Here is a 22,917-nt window from a genome sequence, read left to right on the forward strand (position 1 = left end):
TCCTTCGGAGTTCCTTTCGCCACGTCGCGCGTCGGCTCCGGTCAGCAGTCCTTGCCATTCCTGCTATCGGATCGCGCCTTGCTCCGTTTGCGCATTTGGGGCGCCGTCTTGCTCCCGTTGCCTTTGGCTTCGGCCGGGTTCCGCGGCATGCGCTCCAGGTAAGGCCCAACAGCCTGGAACTGGCGGGCCGTCGGCCTGCGGTGGCATGCTTGGCTGCAGCGGCGGTGGGGTCTGCTGCCTTCTGGGGCATCACCGCCTAACAATTCATTCAAGCCGAGGCCGCTTCGCGGCTCGGCTTAATTCAGGCGTTAGGCATCATGTCGGAAGATTCCGTAGCCATTGTGGTCCCTGACCCCCACTACACCCTTTTCGACACGAGTCGTCGAGACCTTCCTGCTGCTGTCGTTGTCAACGATTCCCTACTCGCATTCGAGCACACGGACATCTTTGCGTGGCATCTGGAGGTAACGCTCCATGCCGTGGATCTTGCTGACAAAGGCATGCCCACTCCAGATGAGAGCAGGCTGCTCTTCGAGATCGGAGACGAGATCGAGAAAGCCCTTGTTGGCTACAACGCGCTCTTCCTAGCGCGCAGCACGTGGAATGGATTACGGCAGCTCTTTTTTCGAGTTTACGATCCAGATGTGGCCGACAAGGCTCTACAAGAGATGCTTGTCCAAAAGCAGGTGCGCGGCTGGGAGTTCAGAATGGAACATGATCCACAATGGCAGCAGGCCGGGCCTTTCTTTCAGCTGTTCCCGTCGGCATCGGGCCATGATGCCTAACAATTCATTCAAGCCGAAGCCGCTTCGCGGCTCGGCTTAATTCAGGCGTTATGCGGCACCGGCGAGAGCAACTCTCTTCGGGTTCCTTCGGCCACTCGCCCGCGTCGTTCGCCGTCGGCTCCGGCTTGCAGTCCTTGCGTTCGCTCACCTCGGGTCGGGTGGCGCTTCGCCCTTCGGCTGCGCCATGACCGTGTCCCAATTCCCTTTGCTTCGGCGGCATTCTTCGCCATGGGCCGCTGGGCAAGCCCAACCTCAAAGGCTGTGGCATCCTTGGCTCGCGGGTCGCCCTGGGGAGTGGCGGTTCAACGTTCTCAGCCTTCGGGCCGTGCCGCATAACAACTCATTCAAGCCGAAGCCGCTTCGCGGCTCGGCTTAATTCAGGCGTTAGGCCCATGATCCGGCTTGTTCTCGGACTGCTGCTAACCCCGCTGATCCTCCAGCTTCCCTACCTCGTGCCGCCTTACGGCACTTTCACCTTCTGGTGGTTCGGCCTTGAGTTGATCATTGGCTACACCACCATGCTTCTATTTGGTGCACCTCTCATTTGGCTGTTCGTCCGTAAGGGGTGGGTTTCTTGGTGGCAGTCCGTTCTCGGTGGCATGCTGGCCGCAAGCCTCTTCCTGCTCTTGTGGTTCGGCACGTCCACATGGGAGCACTTCCTGCTCAATGGCCTTCGCCTAACCGTTCATGCATGGGTACTAGCCGCGGCCGGCGGCTTGGTTTTCTGGCTCATTGCTCTGTGGCGCAACCCACGCTTCAATGGGCCTAACAATTCATTCAAGCCGAAGCCGCTTCGCGGCTCGGCTTAATTCAGGCGTTATGCGGCACCGACGAGAGCAATCCTCATCGGGCTCCTTCGGTAAATTTTCCGCATCGTTCGCAGTCGGCTCCGGCATGCCGGTCTCGCCGTGACCGCCGTCGGATCGGGCAGCACTTCGCTCTCCGGCTATGCCATTGCGGCGCCCCTGTTCCATTGGGTTAGGTCAACTGTCCGCACCACGGGCTCTGGGGCAAGCCCCACCGTCAAACGCTGTGGCATGCTTGGCTCGCGGAATTGCCCTGGGGAGTGGCCGTTCAACGTTCTCAGGCCGTCGGGCCGTGCCGCATAACAATTCATTCAAGCCGAAGCCGCTTCGCGGCTCGGCTTAATTCAGGCGTTAGGCCCCGCACGACATGTCCAATAACCCTTATGCACCACCCGGCAGCAAGCTCGTCGAGCGCGCTTTTGGGCTGGGGCGAATCATTTGGGCAGCCCTGTCCGTGCTTGGTGGTGCGTTCCTGTTAATCGCCGTTGTCTTCTTCGGCTCAGCCGTTTTTACCGATGCGACAGTTCCAGACGGCCAGGTCAATGAGTCAGGCTTCGGCTATGCCCTCGCGATACTCTCTGCGCTCGTAGGGTTGGCCTTACTGGGCATAGGTCGCCTTTTCCAGGGTAAGCCACGTGCTGCAGAATGACTGACCCATACGGGGCGGGCCCTAACAATTCATTCAAGCCGAAGCCGCTTCGCGGCTCGGCTTAATTCAGGCGTTAGGCGGCATTAGAACGAACGTTGCGGCATCAACTTAAAGCAGGGGAAGGGTCATGGGCGGGTTGAGCATCTGGCACTGGGTAATTGCATTGACCTTCCTCGTGCCACTTTGGCGCATCGTCAGTAAAGCCGGCTTTCCAGGTCCCTTATCACTCCTCGCGCTCGTGCCGCTCGTCAATGTCGTGTTGCTGTGGGTGTTCGCGTTCGCGCGGTGGCCGGTCGAGCGAGATGCCCCCTAACAATTCATTCAAGCCGAAGCCGCTTCGCGGCTCGGCTTAATTCAGGCGTTATGCGGCACCGGCGAAACAACTCGCATCGGGTTCCTTCGGCCACTCTCCCGCATCGTTCGCCGTCGGCTCCGGCTTGTAGTCCTTGCGCTCGCTCACGTCGGGTCGGGTGGCGCTTCGCCCTTCCGCTGCGCCATTACCGCATCCCAATTCCCTTTGCTTCGGTGCCATCCCTCGCCATGGGTCGCTGGGCAAGCCCCAACGTCAAAGGCTGTGGCATCCTTGGCTCGCAGGTCGCCCTGGGGAGTGGCGGTTTCAATGCCCACAGCACTTCGGGCCGTCCCGCATAACAACTCATTCAAGCCGAAGCCGCTTCGCGGCTCGGCTTAATTCAGGCGTTAGATTGCGATGAAAGTTCTTGTGCTATTTGGTGCAGCGGCAGCATCGATCGCGATTTTGGCTGCTTGCAGCTCTCCCAGCTATCACAAGGAGCCTGGAGTGCTGATCTCTCGCTTGGGTGGCGACGCTTGCGCATTGGTTATTGATCGGGCCGACGGAACTACTCCCCAGCGGCTGAGTAGCGCAAAGTGCGTATCAATGCCTGATCGCTCGCTCCAAGTCACTGTCGCCGATTGCGCGCCGCTCGTGCTCCAATCCATCACAGCCAGCGGCCCCATCGACGGTTATGTATGCACGTCATGCGGTAAGCCGCGAGCGGAGACAGCACAGTGTCCGTTAAGCGTCATCAGTTTGCCGAACTCTTGGGCGTTTCAGTGACAGCCGGCTCGCAATCTAACAATTTATTCAAGCCGAAGCCGCTTCGCGGCTCGGCTTAATTCAGGCGTTAGCGCCCATGCCAATTTCCTCGCATATCGTGAGCAGGGCGTTCGCCCTTCCATTTGCCGGTCTTGCGGCCTGGGTCGTCTGGGTGGCGGCTGCCACTCCAGTTGGCTGGTCCGTTACCGGGGTAGCAATGGCCGTTCTTTTCATCGGCATCAGTTACGGGTTATGGGAGGACAAGTACTGGGCCCGCCGGCTGGGCGGAATCGCCCTCTTGGGAGCCGCCATCCTGGTCCCGCTCATGCCTTTCATTCCGTATGTAGATCGGGAGTCTCCCGCACTCGGAGTGACGCTCTTATGGCTGATTCCCGTTGAGATATCTCTGCTCGCAAGCGCCTATGTCCTTGATCGCAAGCATGCCGATGGGCGCTAACAATTCATTCAAGCCGAAGCCGCTTCGCGGCTCGGCTTAATTCAGGCGTTAGGGCTCAGAGGAAAGTTGCCATGCCAACAAGCGCGGTCCCTCGTGGCGCCATCGCAACCCTTGCAGCGTTCTACGCTCTCACTCTCGTCGCCTGGCTATTCCTAATCCGTGGCTTCGATGAGCCGCACTGGCTCACGCTCTCTCTTTCCGCCGTCGTCGCTGCCGCGTTTGTCTCCTTCGGCGTTGCGCTCTTGGCCACTCTGAGGTTTCTAGGCAGCAGGCACCCGGTTTGGCTTAGTCGTGCGCAGGCTGCTTACCTTGCGGTTGCTGGCCTACTGTTGCAGTCTCTGCTCGCTGGTGTACTGGCACTCGCCAGTGCTTGGCCACACAAAGATCTTTGGTTCTTGGGCGTCATCCCCTTCCTGTGGCGAGGCTGAGCCCTAACAATTCATTCAAGCCGAAGCCGCTTCGCGGCTCGGCTTAATTCAGGCGTTAGGCACCATGGGAAAGTACACAGCAATCTTGTGGGCTCTGCTTCAGGTCGCGTCCGGACTTGCCGCCTTTTGGGTCGGCCGCCGCATTGCCCTTTGGGCCATGGCTGATCCGGTCGCCAAGGCACCAGCCGAGGCTCTCGCAATTCTTCCGGCGCAGTGCCCCGCCTTCCGCGCCACGCACGGCACCTACTTTTGTGAGCCCCTCGGCGTCACCTCGAGCCAACCGGTCTGGCTTCTGGCCGCCATTGGCGTTCTGGTATTTTCCATTGCCTTGACCATCTACCTAGATGCGTCAGGCCGTGGCTTGTCGTCGCTGTCTCGCAAATTCAATTTTCCTTGGCATCAGGGCTCACGGCTTGGTGCCTAACAATTCATTCAAGCCGAAGCCGCTTCGCGGCTCGGCTTAATTCAGGCGTTAGAGCCCACATGAAAGTCCTCGGTCGATTGATAGCATTTACAGCGGGCTTCGCCGTGCTCCCGTCGCAGGCCACCACCGTCGCCTCTGACTTGGTCGGCTGCTACGTCAATGCCACCGACTCTGGCCGCGAACGCATCCTTCTAGATTTGCGCCAGGACAAGACCTATGTCGCTCTCACAAGTGCAAGCCTTGGCATCTGGGCAAAAGCCTCGGGGCAGTGGCATATTTCAGATGGCGCCGTGCTTCTTGGGGAGCCAAACGAAGCAAGGGGGTGGCATTACTACATGCAGCCAATCCGTGTCAGTTCCAGCAATCGGGGCGTCACTCTTACGGCTGGTGGAGATGTGCTCGTCGCCAGGCCCAATGGCTGTGGGCTCTAACAATTCATTCAAGCCGAAGCCGCTTCGCGGCTCGGCTTAATTCAGGCGTTAGGCCTATGCGATGGATTCTCGTTACCGCCACTCTGATGTTTGCCGCGTTACCGGCGACGGGCGCAGAACCTCCAGGCTGCGAACGCCCAGACCCAACCATGCGCTTTTCCGGGCCCAGCCTTTCACTGGCGGAACTGGAGCAGGTTGGCCGTGGCTTTCTTGCGTCCAACCCCTCAGCCCCGCAGGTTCCATTTGCTAGAGCCCACAAGAACTGGCTGTGGCTGAAAGCCCAATATCGGGCGGGTGATCGTATCCTCGCCTTCGAGGGACCTCGCGGCCATGATGGGCAGCCCTTCGCCTGGGGGTATGCTCTGCTCAGAGGGGAATGTGTCATCGGGTTGCTCACGACCCGCCGGGCATAGGCCTAACAATTCATTCAAGCCGAAGCCGCTTCGCGGCTCGGCTTAATTCAGGCGTTAGGCCTCATGGAAACATTCGCCCTTGTCGTTTCTATCTACCTGCTATTTGGCGTTCCGCTGGCAATTGGCGGCGGTCTTGCCTGGCTTTTCGCCCGCACGCGGATACGCCTTCGGATCGCTGATTGGCTATTGTTTCTGTTGCCTTTCGCGGTCTGGCTCGGCGCAACGGCCATCCACGACGGCAACAAATCCCTTTCCAACATAGTCGAGGCATTCTTTGCGGGATGCGCAACAGCGCTCTTCTTTGTTGCGCGGTCAGTTATAACTGTTGCCAAGCCCCAACAAGAAGCACGCTGGGCATCGTTTGCTCTACTTGGCAGCTGTCTTGCAGCTATAGCATTGTGGGCGCTAGTCCCTGGTCTCCCCGAATGAGGCCTAACAATTCATTCAAGCCGAAGCCGCTTCGCGGCTCGGCTTAATTCAGGCGTTAGATTTCTGGAGCAGGCATGTCGCCATCTGCACGAACAGCCTTGATCTTCGTCCTTGCCCTAGGCGGGTGCTCGACCAGCTCTGTACCACCGGCCGGCATAGACCCGTACCAGGTCCTGACAGGGAAGTGGGGATGGGAGGGCTCGGAGGACTGTCACGTGGCACCGCTTGAGATTCGTTTCAGTCAAAACGGCAAGCGCATGCACATGTCGCACGCCCCTGAGACCGAAACGGGCCTAAGGGAGCCGCGACGCGAGGCTAACTACACTGTTCTAGGGCCAATCCCCAATGGGCTTAGCATGGCAATGGACGGCGAGGACCGGCCAGATGCTTCGGGCAAGCCTGTGACTTGGGACCTTTTCCTTCTCAGCAATGATCAATATTGCTGGCATCGTAGCGACTGGCGTCCTACGGGCTGCACCAAGCCAGTGAATCGCTGCGAAATCTAACAATTCATTCAAGCCGAAGCCGCTTCGCGGCTCGGCTTAATTCAGGCGTTAGCCCTTGAACAAAGGACCGGCCGTGAACGACTCCAACCCATACGCCCCGCCAGCCAGCAAAGGCTCACCCCTTGCATCGCCTCGCCGCGCCATCGGGTCGAGCAACGATCCGAATTTCTTTGCTCGCTGCTGGGGAGGCTCTGCCAGGTTGTGGCACGCCTACTGGGTGCTCGGCATTCTTGGGCAGTTTGTTGCGCTGCTTGTAATTACGCTCATGAGCGCCGCTGTGGCCCCGCGGCCTGGCTCATCTGTCATCTTGGCTGTGCCTTGGGTGGTTTACTCGCTTTACGTCATATTTTCCTGGATCTGCATTTGGCGTTGCGCGCATAACACGGACAATCAGATATGGGGCGGTCTAGCTCGCGTCTGCGTGTGCTTTTCTGCTCTGTCTGTCGTTGTCGTGCTGTCCCGTACAGCCCCGGTGTGGGGCTAACAATTCATTCAAGCCGAAGCCGCTTCGCGGCTCGGCTTAATTCAGGCGTTAGGCACCATGGGAAAGTACACAGCAATCTTGTGGGCTCTGCTTCAGGTCGCGTCCGGACTTGCCGCCTTTTGGGTCGGCCGCCGCATTGCCCTTTGGGCCATGGCTGATCCGGTCGCCAAGGCACCAGCCGAGGCTCTCGCAATTCTTCCGGCGCAGTGCCCCGCCTTCCGCGCCACGCACGGCACCTACTTTTGTGAGCCCCTCGGCGTCACCTCGAGCCAACCGGTCTGGCTTCTGGCCGCCATTGGCGTTCTGGTATTTTCCATTGCCTTGACCATCTACCTAGATGCGTCAGGCCGTGGCTTATCGTCGCTGTCTCGCAAATTCAATTTTCCTTGGCATCAGGGCTCACGGCTTGGTGCCTAACAATTCATTCAAGCCGAAGCCGCTTCGCGGCTCGGCTTAATTCAGGCGTTATGCGGCACCGGCGAAAGCAACTCGCATCGGGTTCCTTCGGCCACTCTCCCGCATCGTGCGCCGTCGGCTCCGGCTTGTGGTCCTTGCGTTCCCTCACGTCGGGGCGGGTGGCGCTTCGCCCTTCGGCTGCGCCATTGCCGCACCCCGATTCCCTTTGCTTCGGCGGCACCTCTCGTCATGGGCCGCAGGGCAAGCCCAACGTCAAAGGCTGTGGCATCCTTGGCTCGCGGGTCGCCCTGGGGAGTGGCGGTTCAACGTTCTCAGCCCTTTGGGCCGTGCCGCATAACAATTCATTCAAGCCGAACACCAATCGCTACGCGCTTGGTGTCGGCTTAATTCAGGCGTTATGCGGCACCGGCGAGAGCAACTCTCTTCGGGTTCCTTCGGCCACTCGCCCGCGTCGTTCGCCGTCGGCTCCGGCTTGCAGTCCTTGCGTTCGCTCACCTCGGGTCGGGTGGCGCTTCGCCCTTCGGCTGCGCCATGACCGTGTCCCAATTCCCTTTGCTTCGGCGGCATTCTTCGCCATGGGCCGCTGGGCAAGCCCAACCTCAAAGGCTGTGGCATCCTTGGCTCGCGGGTCGCCCTGGGGAGTGGCGGTTCAACGTTCTCAGCCTTCGGGCCGTGCCGCATAACAACTCATTCAAGCCGAAGCCGCTTCGCGGCTCGGCTTAATTCAGGCGTTAGGCATCATGCCGAGCATTGGTCGCTACTCAACCATTCTCCTTGCAGCGCTACTGAGCGCCTGCGCGTCTCTTGTACATGGCCCTGATCGCTCACCGACCGTGTCCGAGATCATCGGCACCTATGACATGGGGCACGCCGGCTTCGCGGAGACACTAGAACTGCACCAGGACGGGTCATACACCAGGACTTTGCACGGGCACTTAGGACAAGATTCGAAGGACTTCCACGGCACTTGGCGGCTCAATGGGAAGCACCTCTTCTTCGAGCCTGTGCCCGAAAAGCAAACGGTTTCAAGCCTAGTGCAAGCTGAGGCCTTCTTTCACCGCCACAAGCCGGCCTTCGTTCGCACCCAAGATCTTAAGGGAGACAAGGCGCATGAGTGGTGGGTTTACGAGCGTCGGGAGAGTGGTCAATGATGCCTAACAATTCATTCAAGCCGAAGCCGCTTCGCGGCTCGGCTTAATTCAGGCGTTAGGCCTGCCAGGAAGCCATGCAGAACTTTGAGTCAATGGAAGACGCTGTTCGTGTTGCCCGGCAGGTTCTCTCTGGGGAAATGGATCCAAATTTGGGGTGTGGTCTCATCGCAGGGATTGGCGAGAAGCTCAACTACCCCACAGAACTGGGTATGTTCTTGCTGCTCGGTCATGAGCAGTACGACCATGAGGGGCTAGGCATTACGGCTGAGTCGTGCGTTCCCGATATCTTGGAGGCCTGCCGTGAGCTACTCGCAGGGCAGGCCTAACAATTCATTCAAGCCGAAGCCGCTTCGCGGCTCGGCTTAATTCAGGCGTTATGCGGCACCGGCGAAACAACTCGCATCGGGTTCCTTCGGCCACTCTCCCGCATCGTTCGCCGTCGGCTCCGGCTTGTAGTCCTTGCGCTCGCTCACGTCGGGTCGGGTGGCGCTTCGCCCTTCCGCTGCGCCATTACCGCATCCCAATTCCCTTTGCTTCGGTGCCATCCCTCGCCATGGGTCGCTGGGCAAGCCCCAACGTCAAAGGCTGTGGCATCCTTGGCTCGCAGGTCGCCCTGGGGAGTGGCGGTTTCAATGCCCACAGCACTTCGGGCCGTCCCGCATAACAACTCATTCAAGCCGAAGCCGCTTCGCGGCTCGGCTTAATTCAGGCGTTAGGCCGCTATGACCCGACATAGAGTTCTGGCAGTTGTCGTCGCACTTCTATCGGCAGGTTGGACCGTCCCGCTGCTGCTTGGCGTGGATGCTTACTTGTCGTTCTGGCATGCCGAAGGGTGGCCGCTACTGCTGGGGAAATATCCTGGCAATTCCTTTCCATTCGTACACTTTGCGACTCAGTATCTGCGGGTAGCGTTTGTCTGGCTCGGAGTCGTTGTATTTTTCTGGGCATACACGGGTTGTGTCGCCCTTCGGCGTGGGCGCGCGGCCTAACAATTCATTCAAGCCGAAGCCGCTTCGCGGCTCGGCTTAATTTAGGCGTTAGAGCCCATGATGGCATTCTGGATTTTGGCGGCTGGATTCCTGCTGTTTCTGTCACTCGCCATCCCCGCATTGCTTGTAGGTGAGCCGCTCGCCAAGAGGCGGGCTATGGGAATGTCCTTTGGCCTTTGCTTCTTTCTCGTAAACCTTGGCGGCACGGCCTTCGGTCTGTATGTGGCTCTACAACACGGTGCAACTGCCATTGGCCGGCGACTGAGCGCTGCGGTCGTCCGCTTTGATGACGATCCTGTCGTTTTCCTGCTCGTACTTTTCGTCGCGCTCGCTTTGCCAGCTTGCATGGCAGCCGTCGGCTGGCAGATCTTTAGCGGAGCCCGCCGTGGTTCGGCTGGGCTCTAACAATTCATTCAAGCCGAAGCCGCTTCGCGGCTCGGCTTAATTCAGGCGTTAGGGCGCACATGCAACTGATCGCAATCGTGTTGATAGCAGTCGGGGCTCTCATTACGCCCTTCTACTTCCACGCCCTCGTCCGCTTCCGGCGCATCCTTCTGGCCGAGCGTCCGGAACTCGCGGACCGGCGCGGCTCCCTGAGTTTCTTCTACACCGGCATGCCCCGGATTGCCGATCCAAACGTAGGAGCGGCAGTGATCCGCGCTGCGTTCGGCCCGGTTGCCAAAGGTCTCCAAGACCCAAACGCCTTGCGGTACGCTCGGCGCATCAGGGTCAGTCTTCTCGTTGGGGTGCCCGCATACCTGGTGGCGTTCGCCATCCTGTTCGTGGGTGCGCCCTAACAATTCATTCAAGCCGAAGCCGCTTCGCGGCTCGGCTTAATTCAGGCGTTATGCGACTAATTGCGGCTTCAATGTGCCTTGCACTATCCGGTTGTGCCTCGCAGCCGCAAGCGTCCGTGTCTTCGGACAATTGCCTCACGGAGGAGCCAGCGGGCTGGAGTCCACTTGTGAGCCCGCCTCCGGACGCAGCTCTTCTCAGGTCTCTTGCTAAGTCCTCGCTTTCCAATCCACCCCAGAAAGTAGAGGAGCGCTGGTACGCTGCAAGCGACAAGCTGTTGTACTGCCGACGCGAGAATTGGTGCATTGCAGAGACTTGGTCGTTCGCTCATTCGGCAGGCACTTGGCGACTCGTAGACCAGCACTCCTGGGTCTGCGTTACGTCGCATAACAATTCATTCAAGCCGAAGCCGCTTCGCGGCTCGGCTTAATTCAGGCGTTAGGCCCCAATGGTTGCTACCGCGCGCTCCCTGACAAAACGAATCGCAAGCGTCTGCCTATTGGTTGTAGCGGCATGCTTGGCCGGAGGCTGCCAAGTTCGCCCAGAGCTCCTGTCGGCCGGTTCACGCAGAGTCGGCAATGAAGAGGTCGTACAGCTCACGCTTCGCTCGCAAGATGCGAGAAAGATCAAGAATAGGCAGCTCTACTTCTACCTCCTCGTTACCGAATGCGAGGGCGCGCGCAACCTTTATGCCGCAGACCCTTACATTGGAGATCAGCGGGCTGTTGCGTTCCGATTTGCAACGGGGGGCGAGAGCGTCACAATCGTCGGCCGCGTCCCTGCTGCTGTTTTTGACGAATACCGCCGTCCATGCGCATCCGTTGAGGGCGGCGGTTATCTGACAGGCACGCTCCGGTCTACCCCGATCCCGATCGCGAAGGAACATGGGTCGGGGCCTAACAATTCATTCAAGCCGAAGCCGCTTCGCGGCTCGGCTTAATTCAGGCGTTAGGCCGCTTTGGAGTACTACCAATGACTGAAGTCTTTGATGACACAGATGCTCCTTATCTGGCGTGGCTCCAGGAGCACCCGGGCGGCTACGTTCTCAATCGCCGTCGCGTCGGATCGCGCAATTACCTCGTACTTCACCGAGCCACTTGCTACAAGATCCGCACATACACGCGGATGGCGCAGCCTGAGGGCTTCACTGGTCGGGATTACGTCAAGGTTTGCTCCCCTAGCATCGACGAGCTACATGCTTACGCTCGCACAAAAGGTGGGCGTACTGATGGCTCATTCAGCGGCAAATGCCGCACGTGCAGCCCATGAGCATCACGCTTAGCACGCGGCCTAACAACTCATTCAAGCCGAAGCCGCCTCGCGGCTCGGCTTAATTCAGGCGTTAGCCTTCTGGGGAAAGCGATGCGTCGGCTAGTTCTCATAGCACTCCTTCTGACAGCCAGTTGCGATCGGCTCGACAAAGCAACGATGCAGTTCGCGGGCGGGGAGACAGTCGCCCTTTCCTCGGAGCCATTTGAGCTGGACCCTCAAGGCCGCACCTTAACTAGCAAAGATCAAATGAAGGCACTGGGCATATCCAATGCCTGCGTCGTCTTAAAGGCAAACTATCCATTGGGGCCGCAGGCACAAATGGACCGAGACTTTGAATCCTTGCTCCAAGGGGCAAAGGTCTCGGCCTTGCTCACTGCCGATAACGGCCAGGAATATCAACTTGATAGTGTTGGGCAAGCTTGGGCCATGCACGGTGCCATTACTTCGGGCGAGGAGCTCTCCGCCTGTGTTTCATGCGCCTGCGAATCTAAGATTCCGGACGGAACCGTCATCAAATCCGTGCATATCATGTCAGATAAGCCTTTGCCCGTTCTTGGCGCCTACTGGCAATCAATGCCCAAACTTGACGGGCCAGAAGGCTAACAATTCATTCAAGCCGAAGCCGCTTCGCGGCTCGGCTTAATTCAGGCGTTAGGCCGCGGAGAAGCCTGTGTCAGACATTCTCAAGAAGGATCGTGTCGACGTCTGGTATGACGGATCCGCGATCTGCATCGTTGCCGTGGCGGCCAACGGTGACCCGCTCGACCTTGGGGAGGATGAGGCAGATGAACTCCTGCGCAAGCTCCAAGCCTGTATCGCCCAGGCCAAGGCTGACTGAGATGTCGTTGGCCTACTCCAAAGTTCCTGATTTGGTCGCAAGACCTGATCGTCGAGCGCAGGCTTCGGTGACCTGCGCGCGGCCTAACAATTCATTCAAGCCGAAGCCGCTTCGCGGCTCGGCTTAATTCAGGCGTTAGAGCTCACATGCGCAAACTCGTTGCCTCGCTATTTTCAAAAGCCTCGCCGTACAACGATGGCGGTATCAGCACTCCGCCTGAGAGTTCCCTAAAGGCAGCGTTTCAGCGCTCACGAGAGCAAGGCAACATTGAGGTTGTTTGGCCAACGCTAAAAGTCGCAACCCTTTATGTGGTGGTCGCTGAAGACCAGGCGGGCGAACACTGGTTCCTAACAAGGTCACCCAATCCTGAGAGATTTTGTGTGACCGTCGCAGAGCGGCTTGAGTCTCTAGCTAAAGTTCAATGGCCCAAGAAAGAAATGCTCGGCCGGGATCTTGTAGACGCGATTGCACCTGCGCATGAAATCGTTGTCGTCTACTCCGATGGCGGCGACTACATCACCCGGGAGCAACTGGCTTGGTATCGGCAACTAGGGTGAGCTCTAACAATTCATTCAAGCCGAAGCCGCTTCGCGGCTCGGCTTAATTCAGGCGTTAGGCCCCGCATGAACCTTCGTAAGTTCGTGTCGCTCCTTCTGACGATCCTGGGCGCACTGTCGCTTTTGTTCGCGGCCGTTTGCCTCGGCCTGGGCCTTTTCGAGTCGGCAACTATCCCAGCCACCCAGTACAAAGATCCCGCCCTTGGCTATACATTTGCCCCGATCTTTGCGGTCATTGGCCTAGCGCTCTATGCCATTGGCAAGGCCATCCGGGGCAAGCATCGTGCGTCACGCTAACGGTGCGGGCCCTAACAATTCATTCAAGCCGAAGCCGCTTCGCGACTCGGCTTAATTCAGGCGTTAGGCGGCATTAGAACGAACGTTGCGGCATCAACTTAAAGCAGGGGAAGGGTCATGGGCGGGTTGAGCATCTGGCACTGGGTAATTGCATTGACCTTCCTCGTGCCACTTTGGCGCATCGTCAGTAAAGCCGGCTTTCCAGGTCCCTTATCACTCCTCGCGCTCGTGCCGCTCGTCAATGTCGTGTTGCTGTGGGTGTTCGCGTTCGCGCGGTGGCCGGTCGAGCGAGATGCCCCCTAACAATTCATTCAAGCCGAAGCCGCTTCGCGGCTCGGCTTAATTCAGGCGTTAGGCCGCTAGGGGAGACATGCGCAAAGTGCTCGAAAAGCTGGCATGTATCGCGCTGCTCCTCGTGGTGGCTGGCTTCAGTACTTATGCGTTGCTTGGTGGTCTCATTACAGGTGCAATTGATGGGCCGGCCCGGGGAGCAGATGAGATCAAGGTTGCCCTAAACCCCCTGGGGTTCTGGCTTATGGCCGCTGCGTATCTGGTGGGCGCTGTATTGTCATCGGTCGCCGCGTATCGCTTTACCCAAGATGCGTGAGCGGCCTAACAATTCATTCAAGCCGAAGCCGCTTCGCGGCTCGGCTTAATTCAGGCGTTAGGCCGCATGAAAGTCTTCCTCTCGATCGTTAAGTGGATCTGGTGGCTTGGCCTGGCATATCTACCGCTGAAGCTCTGGTCACTGGAGCGCAGCTACATGGATCGCATCGGGTGCCCACCGCGCGGTGATTGCTATGCGCCTGGTTCGGAGATCCTGCTGGATTGGGACTTGTTGATCATGGGCGCAGCCCTGTTGGTGTGGCCTGTCTGCCTCTGGTTCTTGGTCGTCGTCCCGCTTCGTGCCTTTTGGATTAGGCTGCGGCCTAACAATTCATTCAAGCCGAAGCCGCTTCGCGGCTCGGCTTAATTCAGGCGTTAGGCCCCGATGACAGCTTTCATCCCCCCTGCGAATTCAATAACTCTGGCTTTCTCCATCACGCTAGGCGTGGGCATGTTCCTGCTCTTACGGCGATACCAGTTTCCCGTTCCGCCACGCGGCGCTCTCATCGCCAACGTATTTGGCGGCATTGGTGCATTACTCCCGATTGCATTGCACAACTTGCACTGGGTGGAGGACGAGTCGGGCTTCCTCACTGCGACGTTCTTCCTCGGTATCACTGGTTCGCTAGTAGCCTTTAACTGGCGCCAGTCCAAATCAGAAAGGTCCTAACAGTGATTGCTGTTTTCCGCGCTGGGCCTAACAATTCATTCAAGCCGAAGCCGCTTCGCGGCTCGGCTTAATTCAGGCGTTAGACCTATGTTGGCTTGCCTTAGGAACTTAAGAAATGCGCTCTGCATCTTTGGCGGCCTTGCATTGATGGCCTACAGCGCACTCTGCCTCGCAGGTCTCGACGACATCGTCATTGGCAGATACACCCCTGGCTCCCGAAATAGCATCACCATCCCCTTGCTACTCCTACTCGTTGGTGGTGCCGCGGTGTTGTACGGGTGGTTTGATTGGGCCATCGGACGGCACAGCTCGGATTCCAGCAGCCATGGCGAGGTCTAACAATTCATTCAAGCCGAAGCCGCTTCGCGGCTCGGCTTAATTCAGGCGTTAGGCGTCGTACTGTAGGTTTGATAGCTGCCGGAGTAGGTCGTGCCCGATTTTCGCTACATCTTGAAGTGGGCTGGGGCAACCTCGATCCTGTCGTGGGTCGCCACGGTCTCTGCTTCGTCCAGCGGGGATCAACGAGTTGCCACGGGTTTCCTGGTTCTCTTTGCAGCAGCAGGGTTTGTCGCCGGTCTTTCGGCGCTCACTGGTGGGGCCATTACGGCCCTGCGATGGCTCGATAGGAGGCGGGGCCAGTGAGTCTGGTTACGCCGCCTAACAATTCATTCAAGGGGAAGCCGCTTCGCGGCTCCCCTTAATTCAGGCGTTATGCGGCACCGGCGAGAGCAATCCTCATCGGGCTCCTTCGGTAATTTTCCGCATCGTTCGCAGTCGGCTCCGGCATGCCGGTCTCGCCGTGACCGCCGTGACCGCCGTCGGATCGGGCAGCACTTCGCTCTCCGGCTATGCCATTGCGGCGCCCATGTTCCATTGGGTTAGGTCACTGTCCGCACCACGGGCTCTGGGGCAAGCCCCACCGTCAAACGCTGTGGCATGCTTGGCTCGCGGAATTGCCCTGGGGAGTGGCCGTTCAACGTTCTCAGGCCGTCGGGCCGTGCCGCATAACAATTCATTCAAGCCGAAGCCGCTTCGCGGCTCGGCTTAATTCAGGCGTTAGGGCTCATAAGCAGATGGACGCGAGTTCAAAAGACGGACTTCTCGCATTGCTAGGGCTGCTGAGCGTCCTGTATGGACTCGGCATGGCTTTCTTCACCTGGCGTCATTCTAAAAGTCCGTACTACCCAATCTTTAAGCCGCGTTGGCGCTTCGGCATTGACGCATCTAGAGCTGCCGCTCTGGGGCAGGTACCGACCTTGCTCAGTCTCGGAGCGACCCTTCTCCTCGGCGCGTTTCATTCCCAACACGCACTGATCTCCGGTTGGGTGTTTCTGGCTTCTGCAGGGTTCAGCACATGCCTTTTCGTGATGGATTTGGCGTCTCACAATGAGCCCTAACAATTCATTCAAGGGGAAGCCGCTTCGCGGCTCCCCTTAATTCAGGCGTTAGGCCGCACACATGGATCACCGCCAACTGAAAGACAGTGCAATTCTGGTGGGTTACAACCCAGAGGGGTTATGCGTTTACACCGCGCAAATGCCCCTCGGTGACTATTGGGATGGCGAGCATGTTTGGGACACGGACGCGGGCGTGCAGGATCTTCGACTAGAGAAAATTCATGGATACCTCTTCGACTCTTCTGGTGATTTGCTACAAGAGTTTGAGAGCATCTTTGATCTGGCAACCGGCAGCTACAAATCAGGATGGGCAAAGCACTCTGACGGCACCTACCGTGAGGATGCGGCCTAACAATTCATTCAAGCCGAAGCCGCTTCGCGGCTCGGCTTAATTCAGGCGTTAGGGGCGCTAATGGGGATTGATGTTTACTGGAAGAGCGAGCACGGAGAGGTTCTCGGTGCCCTTGAGGACAGCGGGGCCCTGAGTGAGCTGAGCGGTCTGTTCTATCGCCAATCCGGCAGCACTTGTTTGCGCTTCATTGATCCCGCTGGGGATGCCTGCTTCAATCAGCTACAGCTTCCGGTCTTGCTGATTGAGATGCGGCACTTGCTGCCTGCGGTCTCGGACGCACGGGCCAATGCTCATCTCCAAGCTGTCGTGGGGCTACTGGAGGGCGCCGCCCGGTCGCATACCTACATTTGGTTTGTCGGTGACTAGGCGCGCCCCTAACAATTCATTCAAGCCGAAGCCGCTTCGCGGCTCGGCTTAATTCAGGCGTTAGGCCTCAATGGCTAGATCTTCTGCTCTTGTAATGGTCGTTCTACACCTGCTAACGGCAGCGGCCGCGATCGGCTGGGCGTACACGTCCCACAAATATGACTGCTTCAATATCGGCCCCTGTGTGGGCGACGTCGATTACTGGATCCGCTTGGGCGAATTTTCCTTTGTCGCATACCTCGCTTGGTGGGTCGCACTCCTGATTTCGACCGCTGTATATTCCAAGCGGGCCGGGCTGGCTCTTATTACTGCCTTTGCCTGGCTCGGCGCGATCCTTCTGCCGCCGGTCATGTTCTTCTCGGCAAGCTGGCTATTCAACCTGGGCATCTCCACCGCTGAGGTATGAGGCCTAACAATTCATTCAAGCCGAAGCCGCTTCGCGGCTCGGCTTAATTCAGGCGTTAGGCCTCGCACATGCCCCGACAGATGTCCGAAGAAAAGCTGCGTGAGTACGGCGAGCTCAAACGCTTCTTTGAAGTTTGGGAAACGCAGCTATTTCCCAACCAGTTCTTTGCGCCTGATCATCCGCACCATCCGATCAATGTGTTGGCGGCCATCGAGCAACGAGCGGGGCGTTCCCGCGCGCTCACTGGGCTCAAGCAAGCTATAGGCGACATCCTGGAGGGGGTTCAGGACTTGGCCCCGGGACAGATTGCCCAACTTGACGATGCACTTCGCCAAGCGGGAGCCCTGACTCTGACACTGCTACTCGCGCGCCAGTCCAAGGTCTTCAAAGCTATCCTTCGGCGCGGCCAGATCCGGAACGACACAGAGTTCTATCTCATCTCCGCCGCCTTGTCGGACACCTCTTCCGTCCGCTCCGAGACTGAGATTGCTACGCTAGGATCAATGGTCGCCGCCTACGAGGCGAGGCCTAACAATTCATTCAAGCCGAAGCCGCTTCGCGGCTCGGCTTAATTCAGGCGTTAGGCGCTTCAATGGGGATCAGACTAAAGAGTGCAGAGATCCTGATCGGCTCGCTGCTCCTTGTGGGTGCGGGCCTCCTGTTCTCCAACTCGTACTTCTGCTTTTTCAACCAAGCATCCTGTGGCATGGTTGAACCGCTGCTTGCCCTTCCGGTCACCTGGCTTGGGATCTGTTTCACTACTGCGGGAATCTGTCGTGGGCGCCACAGCGGAGTCGTTGCATTGGCTTATGCGTCGATTGCGGTGAGTGCTTTGCTGGTTGCATCCCAATTGGCGCTGGCTCGCGGTGGCGCCTAACAATTCATTCAAGCCGAAGCCGCTTCGCGGCTCGGCTTAATTCAGGCGTTAGGCGCGCATGAAATTTCTCAGCGGTCCAAGAAGCATGTTGGCTGCAATCCGGGCAGCCCGGTTTGTTGGCCAGTCGTCGGATCTTCTCGATAAGGGACGACTCAACGAAGCCCATGCTGCGTCACGGCAGGGCCTCGCCTTATTGCGCCGCTCGTACGTCCACCGACATTCCCCGCCGGTCGCTTCAGCCTTAGCTTCTCTGACCGTTCTCGCCGAACAATCGGCACCCTCCTCAGCGTCGGGTGCATCACGCGAGGACCTTGCTGATAGCCTTGCGTACTTGCGGACCATCACTGGTGAACCAGAGCCGGATTTGTGCCAGTGGATTCCGCTCTTAGAGGCTCGCTTGCTGGCCCGATCCGGTTAGCGCGCCTAACAATTCATTCAAGCCGAAGCCGCTTCGCGGCTCGGCTTAATTCAGGCGTTAGGCGGAAATGACCAACGAAGTCCTGCCTTGCAGCGAAAGAGTGAGCAATCTGGCGATCGTCCTCGCCTTTTCTAGAGTGATCCCCATCGTGGTTCTCATTACATACTTAGCCAAGTGGCTAAGGGCCGAGTCCGAGATCGTGGCTTCGCTTACATCCATAGCGTTCCAAACGTGCTACGTGTTGCTCATACTTGGGGGTATCAAGGTAACTGCAGGCGAGACTTTTGCCAGCGTGGCCAAGGAGGCTCGCGGCCGGTACTTACGGAATATCCTTGTCTTGGTGTCGTTGCTCCTATGGCTGGCTGCAACTGCTCTTGTTGCGCTCGTAACCCGGGACGGACCGGTCTTTGGCGCGCAGTTGCTAATCTTTGGCGCGGCTGGTCCGCTGGTTGGCGAGTTCGCTTGGTATGCCAATCCAGCGTACTTCGCGGCGTTGTACTGGATGCTCAAGCACAAGCCTGATCTCTGTCGTGTGGCTGCAAGTGCTTCACTTGGCTTCGCCGGCCTTCCACTCGTCTCCAAGCGCGTGTGGCTTCACGAAGGGTTCTCCGTGCCAATTACGGGGTATGGGCTCGGGTTCAAGTTGTGGTTTGGTGCGATGCTGTTGGTTGCGGTAGCTGCATGGCTGGTGCCCCGGGACCAGTACGTCGGTCACGGTGGGCAGGCCTAACAATTCATTCAAGCCGAAGCCGCTTCGCGGCTCGGCTTAATTCAGGCGTTAGGCACCATGGGAAAGTACACAGCAATCTTGTGGGCTCTGCTTCAGGTCGCGTCCGGACTTGCCGCCTTTTGGGTCGGCCGCCGCATTGCCCTTTGGGCCATGGCTGATTCGGTCGCCAAGGCACCAGCCGAGGCTCTCGCAATTCTTCCGGCGCAGTGCCCCGCCTTCCGCGCCACGCACGGCACCTACTTTTGTGAGCCCCTCGGCGTCACCTCGAGCCAACCGGTCTGGCTTCTGGCCGCCATTGGCGTTCTGGTATTTTCCATTGCCTTGACCATCTACCTAGATGCGTCAGGCCGTGGCTTATCGTCGCTGTCTCGCAAATTCAATTTTCCTTGGCATCAGGGCTCGCGGCCTGGTGCCTAACAATTCATTCAAGCCGAAGCCGCTTCGCGGCTCGGCTTAATTCAGGCGTTAGGCCCCGTATCCGACAATGAGCACACTCCTGGCAACGCTCTTCCTCTTGGCCTTTATTGCCATTGTCCCGTTGTACGCCATGTACTTTTCGGTGCTGCTGGACTTCGGAAGAGACTTTCAGCGGCTTCACCCCGATCTTTATGAACGGCTGATTGGTGCGGATCCACCATCGTTCTTCTCGTCCAGTCGCACCTATAAGTTGTTCCGTGCAGTTCAATCCGGGAAAGACGTTGGTGAGCCGCTTCAACCTGCTCTTCTGGCCTCATACCGCAGTACTCGCAAGTACTTGCTGGCCGCCCTGTCCTGCTTCATGGTTCTGTTGTTCTCTGGCCTCGCCGACAGCTTTATGTCGTCCGGGGCCTAGCAATTCATTCAAGCCGAAGCCGCTTCGCGGCTCGGCTTAATTCAGGCGTTAGGCCCCATGAGATACGTCATAGCCATCCTCCTATCACTGGCCCTAGCCGATCCAGTTGCACTGGCTGCTGAGGGCAGCACCAGCCCTTCGGCACAGGCACTCCTCGGACTGATCGCCAAAGAGGGTGGTCGCAAGGTCCTCTGGAACCTCTGGGAGCGTGACAAAGAATTTGACCGCGTAATCTCTGGCATCGAGTCAGGTGACCCATCGTGGCTGAAAGTTGCAACAGCTCTTAAGCCATTCTCGGATGGCGCTGCCTCTCTGTCCCTTGATTACGCTGTTGCCCCTGCGCTGCCCAAAGCCCCAAACCAGGTATTGGCCTTGGTGGGCCATGGATTCAGCGCGGCGGATATCTGCACCTCACCCTTCATCGAGCCGGACCCTGGCGTTGCTGAGGCATATGAGCGGCAAGCTCTGGCAGCACTCTCCAAGGTTAAGGCTCCGGCACTCGCGCCCATTGCGGCGGAGTGCTCTAAGCAGGCCCGCCTTCCGGATGGGGCCTAACAATTCATTCAAGCCGAAGCCGCTTCGCGGCTCGGCTTAATTCAGGCGTTATGTTGCACGGACAGTTCTCCCCAACTTCAGACAGGGCGACAGTAGCGGCGTACTTTCTGTACGGGCTCGAGGCAGGCCTGTTCCCTGAGGATTGCGCCAAAGACTGGGCCTTTAGCGTCATTGCGGCTCTGGACGATCCGCCCATTGAAATAATAGACGTGGCTACTGCCGCCCATCGCCAGGACGTCTTTGGTGCACTGGCCAATGCAAGTCTTGGTGCAGATAGCGCGTTGGCGGGCCGTTGGCTTTTGACTCGCGTCCACAATGAGCTGCTATCCAATCGGATTTCCGTTCGAGACGCCATTCGCAAATCTATGCAGGTAGCGTTTTCTACCCAACTACCCGAGGACGTCTACTATGCCTTCGACGCCCTTGACGATGAGCTACAACTCGCTGAGAACGGCGTCTATAGCACGGTCGCTGACGTAACGCGGGACACCTTGGCCGAGCTCTCGGTTCACGGCCAAGGCTCCTCGGGTGCAACATAACAATTCATTCAAGCCGAAGCCGCTTCGCGGCTCGGCTTAATTCAGGCGTTATGCGGCACCGGCGAAAGCATTTCTTGTCGGGTTTCTGCGGCCACTCTTCCGCATCGTTCGCCGCTGGCTCCGGTCCGCAGTCCTTGCGTTCGACCACGTCTGATCGGGCGGCGCTCCGCCCTCCGGTTGTGCCGTTGCCGCGCTCCAATTCCCTTTGCCTCGGCGGCCACTCTCGCCATGGGCCGTTGGGGAAGCCCAACTCAAAAGCTGTGGCATCCTTGGCTCGCGGGTCGCCCTGGGGAGTGGCGGTTCAATGTTCTCAGCCCTCGGGCCGTGCCGCATAACAATTCATTCAAGCCGAACACCAATCGCTACGCGCTTGGTGTCGGCTTAATTCAGGCGTTAGGCCGCATGAGACTTCTCGCTGCCCTTTGTACTCTGCTCATTTCAGGCTGCGCCTCGCGAATTTCGCTTGAGGCATCTCCGCAGTACTCGGCAAGCATTCGTTCCGCGACCTGCGCGTCTGGGGAGCCAGCCGTCTCGCTCTGGTCCGTTACAGCAATGCCAACCGGCGAAACACGGGAGTTCCGGGTTGGCGCATCCGACTACCGTCATGCGGTCTACTTGCGCCCGGGCTCATACCAGATAGAGGCGGGGTGTAATCGCAGCGGCGACCAATGTGGCTTCCTCAAAGGATGGATTCACATGGATGGCGCGCCTACGATCAAGGCACGACTGGCCCCCGGTGAGTCCCTGGAGTTGGACTGCAAAGGAGCCACCCCAGAACTGATTCTCCAAGGGGTGCGGCCTAACAACTCATTCAAGCCGAAGCCGCTTCGCGGCTCGGCTTAATTCAGGCGTTATGCCCCTCAAACGGTCCTTCCAGCTAAACCTCGCCTGGTCCTGTCTCATGGCCGTAGCGACCCTTTTGCTTTTTGCGCTTGCGCCATCTTTACCCCGGACAGTCCTGCCTCTGGCATCGTTTGCCTATGTTGCAGTGTCGGTTGCAGCCTTACACCTGCGTCGGTGGGCCGTTCTAGTCGTTGTTATAGCTGGCGTAGTGCTCCTCATCCGCTGGCTGCCCATGGTGCTCATCAACGGCTGGATGTTCCTGACAGATCATCCTTTGTATGTTGACTCGCCCGGCACCATTCTCGTCGTCGTGGTCTACGCTATCGTTTTCGCGGTTCCAGCACTTGTTGTCGTTGCGTCGTATGCCTGCCAATGGCGGTACCTTCGCTCCTTGCTTGGCTCGCGGGCTGCAGGGGCATAACAATTCATTCAAGCCGAAGCCGCTTCGCGGCTCGGCTTAATTCAGGCGTTAGGCCGATATGGCGCACAACCCTTATTCCGCACCAACTTCTGCTGTACCCATTTTGGCCACGGCAAAGCGTCCGGCGACCGTTGTCATTGCAATCTGGTCCTTCGCAGGCAGTTACGCCGTCGGATTGCTTAATCTCCTTGTCAAAATAGGCCTGCCACGATCCGCTCCAGGCGTCGCTGGCATGATCATCGGGGCCTCAATTGCGGGCGGCTTCTTAGTAGCGATCTATTTGCGGAAGAACTGGACTCGTTGGATCATGGTGATCCTGATGGCCTTCGCGGTCGTGATGACTCCCGGTCGATTTTCATCAATGGCAGAGCTCTCGGACAGACTCATCTTCGCCGCCCAAGGAATCTTGCAGTTGGCCGCAACTATTCTGCTTCTGCTACCCGTTTCGCGACGCTGGTATCGGCCTAACAATTCATTTCAAGCCGAAGGCGCTTCGCGGCTCGGCTCATTCAGGCGTTAGGCGGCACAGGAACCAAAAAGTGAGAACCACCATGTCCGAGGAACAACTGCTACAAGGCTCATGTCACTGTGGTGCAGTTCGACTCACGCTGCCCTCAGCGCCAGAGAAGGCGACCAAGTGCAACTGTTCGCTCTGCCGACGCCTTGGCGGACTTTGGGCGTACTACGAGTTCGGAGCGGTTCGGATAGATGGACACCCCG

28 protein-coding genes are annotated in these 22,917 nt (G+C 58.4%); all 28 read left to right on the plus strand.

Annotated elements, in window-relative coordinates; genetic code table 11:
* Positions 1–317: 317 nt before the first annotated feature.
* The 28 genes from J2X06_RS00005 (at position 318) to J2X06_RS00140 (ending at position 22,717) form a co-directional block, all read left to right on the plus strand.
* Positions 318–785, plus strand: coding sequence for a DUF695 domain-containing protein (locus tag J2X06_RS00005; protein WP_310056625.1), 468 nt, complete (start codon positions 318–320; stop codon positions 783–785).
* A 392-nt stretch (positions 786–1,177) separates the two neighbouring features.
* On the plus strand, positions 1,178–1,594 hold the full coding sequence (locus J2X06_RS00010; protein WP_310056628.1) for a hypothetical protein: 417 nt from the start codon (positions 1,178–1,180) through the stop codon (positions 1,592–1,594).
* A 364-nt stretch (positions 1,595–1,958) separates the two neighbouring features.
* Positions 1,959–2,240, plus strand: coding sequence for a hypothetical protein (locus J2X06_RS00015; protein ID WP_310056630.1), 282 nt, complete (start codon positions 1,959–1,961; stop codon positions 2,238–2,240).
* 127 nt (positions 2,241–2,367) lie between these two features.
* Entirely contained in the window at positions 2,368–2,553 is a 186-nt protein-coding gene (locus J2X06_RS00020) for a hypothetical protein (protein WP_310056633.1), read from the plus strand.
* 841 nt (positions 2,554–3,394) lie between these two features.
* Positions 3,395–3,754 carry a hypothetical protein gene (locus J2X06_RS00025; RefSeq protein WP_310056636.1) on the plus strand — a complete coding sequence of 120 codons (360 nt, stop codon included), beginning with the start codon at positions 3,395–3,397 and terminating at the stop codon, positions 3,752–3,754.
* Positions 3,755–4,246: 492 nt separating this feature from the next.
* The gene (locus J2X06_RS00030) at positions 4,247–4,606 is read left to right on the plus strand and encodes a hypothetical protein (RefSeq protein ID WP_310056639.1); all 360 of its coding nucleotides are present in this window, start codon (positions 4,247–4,249) and stop codon (positions 4,604–4,606) included.
* A 59-nt stretch (positions 4,607–4,665) separates the two neighbouring features.
* Positions 4,666–5,037 (plus strand): hypothetical protein, encoded by a 372-nt coding sequence (locus J2X06_RS00035; RefSeq protein WP_310056641.1) that lies wholly within the window; start codon positions 4,666–4,668, stop codon positions 5,035–5,037.
* 476 nt (positions 5,038–5,513) lie between these two features.
* The gene (locus J2X06_RS00040) at positions 5,514–5,879 is read left to right on the plus strand and encodes a hypothetical protein (protein WP_310056643.1); all 366 of its coding nucleotides are present in this window, start codon (positions 5,514–5,516) and stop codon (positions 5,877–5,879) included.
* A 1,047-nt stretch (positions 5,880–6,926) separates the two neighbouring features.
* Positions 6,927–7,286 carry a hypothetical protein gene (locus J2X06_RS00045; RefSeq protein ID WP_310056639.1) on the plus strand — a complete coding sequence of 120 codons (360 nt, stop codon included), beginning with the start codon at positions 6,927–6,929 and terminating at the stop codon, positions 7,284–7,286.
* A gap of 833 nt (positions 7,287–8,119) precedes the next feature.
* Positions 8,120–8,437 carry a hypothetical protein gene (locus tag J2X06_RS00050; protein WP_310056646.1) on the plus strand — a complete coding sequence of 106 codons (318 nt, stop codon included), beginning with the start codon at positions 8,120–8,122 and terminating at the stop codon, positions 8,435–8,437.
* Positions 8,438–9,486: 1,049 nt separating this feature from the next.
* Positions 9,487–9,831 carry a hypothetical protein gene (locus J2X06_RS00055; RefSeq protein WP_310056649.1) on the plus strand — a complete coding sequence of 115 codons (345 nt, stop codon included), beginning with the start codon at positions 9,487–9,489 and terminating at the stop codon, positions 9,829–9,831.
* A gap of 59 nt (positions 9,832–9,890) precedes the next feature.
* Positions 9,891–10,223 carry a hypothetical protein gene (locus tag J2X06_RS00060; protein WP_310056651.1) on the plus strand — a complete coding sequence of 111 codons (333 nt, stop codon included), beginning with the start codon at positions 9,891–9,893 and terminating at the stop codon, positions 10,221–10,223.
* 1,426 nt (positions 10,224–11,649) lie between these two features.
* A complete protein-coding gene (locus J2X06_RS00065) occupies positions 11,650–12,096 on the plus strand; it encodes a hypothetical protein (RefSeq protein WP_310056654.1) in 447 nt (148 codons plus the stop codon).
* A 67-nt stretch (positions 12,097–12,163) separates the two neighbouring features.
* Complete coding sequence (locus J2X06_RS00070) at positions 12,164–12,331, plus strand: hypothetical protein (protein WP_310056656.1); 168 nt, start codon at positions 12,164–12,166, stop codon at positions 12,329–12,331.
* A gap of 146 nt (positions 12,332–12,477) precedes the next feature.
* Complete coding sequence (locus tag J2X06_RS00075) at positions 12,478–12,888, plus strand: hypothetical protein (protein WP_310056658.1); 411 nt, start codon at positions 12,478–12,480, stop codon at positions 12,886–12,888.
* Between the two features lie 66 nt (positions 12,889–12,954).
* Positions 12,955–13,185: a hypothetical protein gene (locus tag J2X06_RS00080; protein ID WP_310056661.1), complete on the plus strand. Its 231-nt coding sequence runs from the start codon at positions 12,955–12,957 to the stop codon at positions 13,183–13,185.
* A gap of 117 nt (positions 13,186–13,302) precedes the next feature.
* A complete protein-coding gene (locus J2X06_RS00085) occupies positions 13,303–13,488 on the plus strand; it encodes a hypothetical protein (protein WP_310056633.1) in 186 nt (61 codons plus the stop codon).
* Positions 13,489–13,555: 67 nt separating this feature from the next.
* Positions 13,556–13,792 (plus strand): hypothetical protein, encoded by a 237-nt coding sequence (locus tag J2X06_RS00090; RefSeq protein WP_310056662.1) that lies wholly within the window; start codon positions 13,556–13,558, stop codon positions 13,790–13,792.
* A gap of 66 nt (positions 13,793–13,858) precedes the next feature.
* The gene (locus J2X06_RS00095) at positions 13,859–14,158 is read left to right on the plus strand and encodes a hypothetical protein (protein ID WP_310056664.1); all 300 of its coding nucleotides are present in this window, start codon (positions 13,859–13,861) and stop codon (positions 14,156–14,158) included.
* Between the two features lie 1,761 nt (positions 14,159–15,919).
* Positions 15,920–16,210, plus strand: coding sequence for a hypothetical protein (locus tag J2X06_RS00100; RefSeq protein ID WP_310056666.1), 291 nt, complete (start codon positions 15,920–15,922; stop codon positions 16,208–16,210).
* Positions 16,211–16,670: 460 nt separating this feature from the next.
* A complete protein-coding gene (locus J2X06_RS00105) occupies positions 16,671–16,982 on the plus strand; it encodes a hypothetical protein (protein WP_310056668.1) in 312 nt (103 codons plus the stop codon).
* Between the two features lie 68 nt (positions 16,983–17,050).
* Positions 17,051–17,554: a hypothetical protein gene (locus J2X06_RS00110; protein WP_310056670.1), complete on the plus strand. Its 504-nt coding sequence runs from the start codon at positions 17,051–17,053 to the stop codon at positions 17,552–17,554.
* A gap of 790 nt (positions 17,555–18,344) precedes the next feature.
* Positions 18,345–19,007, plus strand: coding sequence for a hypothetical protein (locus tag J2X06_RS00115; protein ID WP_310056673.1), 663 nt, complete (start codon positions 18,345–18,347; stop codon positions 19,005–19,007).
* Between the two features lie 57 nt (positions 19,008–19,064).
* A complete protein-coding gene (locus tag J2X06_RS00120) occupies positions 19,065–19,424 on the plus strand; it encodes a hypothetical protein (protein WP_310056675.1) in 360 nt (119 codons plus the stop codon).
* A gap of 67 nt (positions 19,425–19,491) precedes the next feature.
* Positions 19,492–19,839, plus strand: a complete 348-nt coding sequence (locus tag J2X06_RS00125) for a hypothetical protein (RefSeq protein ID WP_310056676.1) — start codon at positions 19,492–19,494, stop codon at positions 19,837–19,839.
* A 57-nt stretch (positions 19,840–19,896) separates the two neighbouring features.
* Positions 19,897–20,394: a hypothetical protein gene (locus tag J2X06_RS00130; RefSeq protein WP_310056679.1), complete on the plus strand. Its 498-nt coding sequence runs from the start codon at positions 19,897–19,899 to the stop codon at positions 20,392–20,394.
* A gap of 53 nt (positions 20,395–20,447) precedes the next feature.
* Positions 20,448–20,933: a hypothetical protein gene (locus tag J2X06_RS00135; protein WP_310056681.1), complete on the plus strand. Its 486-nt coding sequence runs from the start codon at positions 20,448–20,450 to the stop codon at positions 20,931–20,933.
* Between the two features lie 1,322 nt (positions 20,934–22,255).
* Positions 22,256–22,717, plus strand: a complete 462-nt coding sequence (locus tag J2X06_RS00140; RefSeq protein ID WP_310056684.1) for a hypothetical protein — start codon at positions 22,256–22,258, stop codon at positions 22,715–22,717.
* The last annotated feature ends 200 nt before the right edge of the window (positions 22,718–22,917 follow it).

It is taken from the genome of Lysobacter niastensis, from assembly GCF_031457115.1.
Taxonomy (GTDB): domain Bacteria; phylum Pseudomonadota; class Gammaproteobacteria; order Xanthomonadales; family Xanthomonadaceae; genus Lysobacter_J; species Lysobacter_J niastensis_A.

Excerpts from the sequence above, each read along its gene's own strand:
- J2X06_RS00010 (WP_310056628.1), top strand. The coding sequence starts at position 1,178 with ATGATCCGGCTTGTTCTCGGACTGCTGCTAACCCCGCTGATCCTCCAG.
- J2X06_RS00040 (WP_310056643.1), top strand. The coding sequence starts at position 5,514 with ATGGAAACATTCGCCCTTGTCGTTTCTATCTACCTGCTATTTGGCGTT.
- J2X06_RS00105 (WP_310056668.1), top strand. The coding sequence starts at position 16,671 with ATGGTCGTTCTACACCTGCTAACGGCAGCGGCCGCGATCGGCTGGGCG.
- J2X06_RS00095 (WP_310056664.1), top strand. The coding sequence starts at position 13,859 with ATGAAAGTCTTCCTCTCGATCGTTAAGTGGATCTGGTGGCTTGGCCTG.
- J2X06_RS00110 (WP_310056670.1), top strand. The coding sequence starts at position 17,051 with ATGCCCCGACAGATGTCCGAAGAAAAGCTGCGTGAGTACGGCGAGCTC.
- J2X06_RS00015 (WP_310056630.1), top strand. The coding sequence starts at position 1,959 with ATGTCCAATAACCCTTATGCACCACCCGGCAGCAAGCTCGTCGAGCGC.
- J2X06_RS00085 (WP_310056633.1), top strand. The coding sequence starts at position 13,303 with ATGGGCGGGTTGAGCATCTGGCACTGGGTAATTGCATTGACCTTCCTC.
- J2X06_RS00125 (WP_310056676.1), top strand. The coding sequence starts at position 19,492 with ATGAGCACACTCCTGGCAACGCTCTTCCTCTTGGCCTTTATTGCCATT.
- J2X06_RS00080 (WP_310056661.1), top strand. The coding sequence starts at position 12,955 with ATGAACCTTCGTAAGTTCGTGTCGCTCCTTCTGACGATCCTGGGCGCA.
- J2X06_RS00130 (WP_310056679.1), top strand. The coding sequence starts at position 19,897 with ATGAGATACGTCATAGCCATCCTCCTATCACTGGCCCTAGCCGATCCA.
- J2X06_RS00020 (WP_310056633.1), top strand. The coding sequence starts at position 2,368 with ATGGGCGGGTTGAGCATCTGGCACTGGGTAATTGCATTGACCTTCCTC.
- J2X06_RS00140 (WP_310056684.1), top strand. The coding sequence starts at position 22,256 with ATGGCGCACAACCCTTATTCCGCACCAACTTCTGCTGTACCCATTTTG.
- J2X06_RS00115 (WP_310056673.1), top strand. The coding sequence starts at position 18,345 with ATGACCAACGAAGTCCTGCCTTGCAGCGAAAGAGTGAGCAATCTGGCG.
- J2X06_RS00075 (WP_310056658.1), top strand. The coding sequence starts at position 12,478 with ATGCGCAAACTCGTTGCCTCGCTATTTTCAAAAGCCTCGCCGTACAAC.
- J2X06_RS00120 (WP_310056675.1), top strand. The coding sequence starts at position 19,065 with ATGGGAAAGTACACAGCAATCTTGTGGGCTCTGCTTCAGGTCGCGTCC.
- J2X06_RS00005 (WP_310056625.1), top strand. The coding sequence starts at position 318 with ATGTCGGAAGATTCCGTAGCCATTGTGGTCCCTGACCCCCACTACACC.
- J2X06_RS00100 (WP_310056666.1), top strand. The coding sequence starts at position 15,920 with ATGGATCACCGCCAACTGAAAGACAGTGCAATTCTGGTGGGTTACAAC.
- J2X06_RS00090 (WP_310056662.1), top strand. The coding sequence starts at position 13,556 with ATGCGCAAAGTGCTCGAAAAGCTGGCATGTATCGCGCTGCTCCTCGTG.
- J2X06_RS00025 (WP_310056636.1), top strand. The coding sequence starts at position 3,395 with ATGCCAATTTCCTCGCATATCGTGAGCAGGGCGTTCGCCCTTCCATTT.
- J2X06_RS00060 (WP_310056651.1), top strand. The coding sequence starts at position 9,891 with ATGCAACTGATCGCAATCGTGTTGATAGCAGTCGGGGCTCTCATTACG.
- J2X06_RS00065 (WP_310056654.1), top strand. The coding sequence starts at position 11,650 with ATGCAGTTCGCGGGCGGGGAGACAGTCGCCCTTTCCTCGGAGCCATTT.
- J2X06_RS00055 (WP_310056649.1), top strand. The coding sequence starts at position 9,487 with ATGGCATTCTGGATTTTGGCGGCTGGATTCCTGCTGTTTCTGTCACTC.
- J2X06_RS00045 (WP_310056639.1), top strand. The coding sequence starts at position 6,927 with ATGGGAAAGTACACAGCAATCTTGTGGGCTCTGCTTCAGGTCGCGTCC.
- J2X06_RS00035 (WP_310056641.1), top strand. The coding sequence starts at position 4,666 with ATGAAAGTCCTCGGTCGATTGATAGCATTTACAGCGGGCTTCGCCGTG.
- J2X06_RS00030 (WP_310056639.1), top strand. The coding sequence starts at position 4,247 with ATGGGAAAGTACACAGCAATCTTGTGGGCTCTGCTTCAGGTCGCGTCC.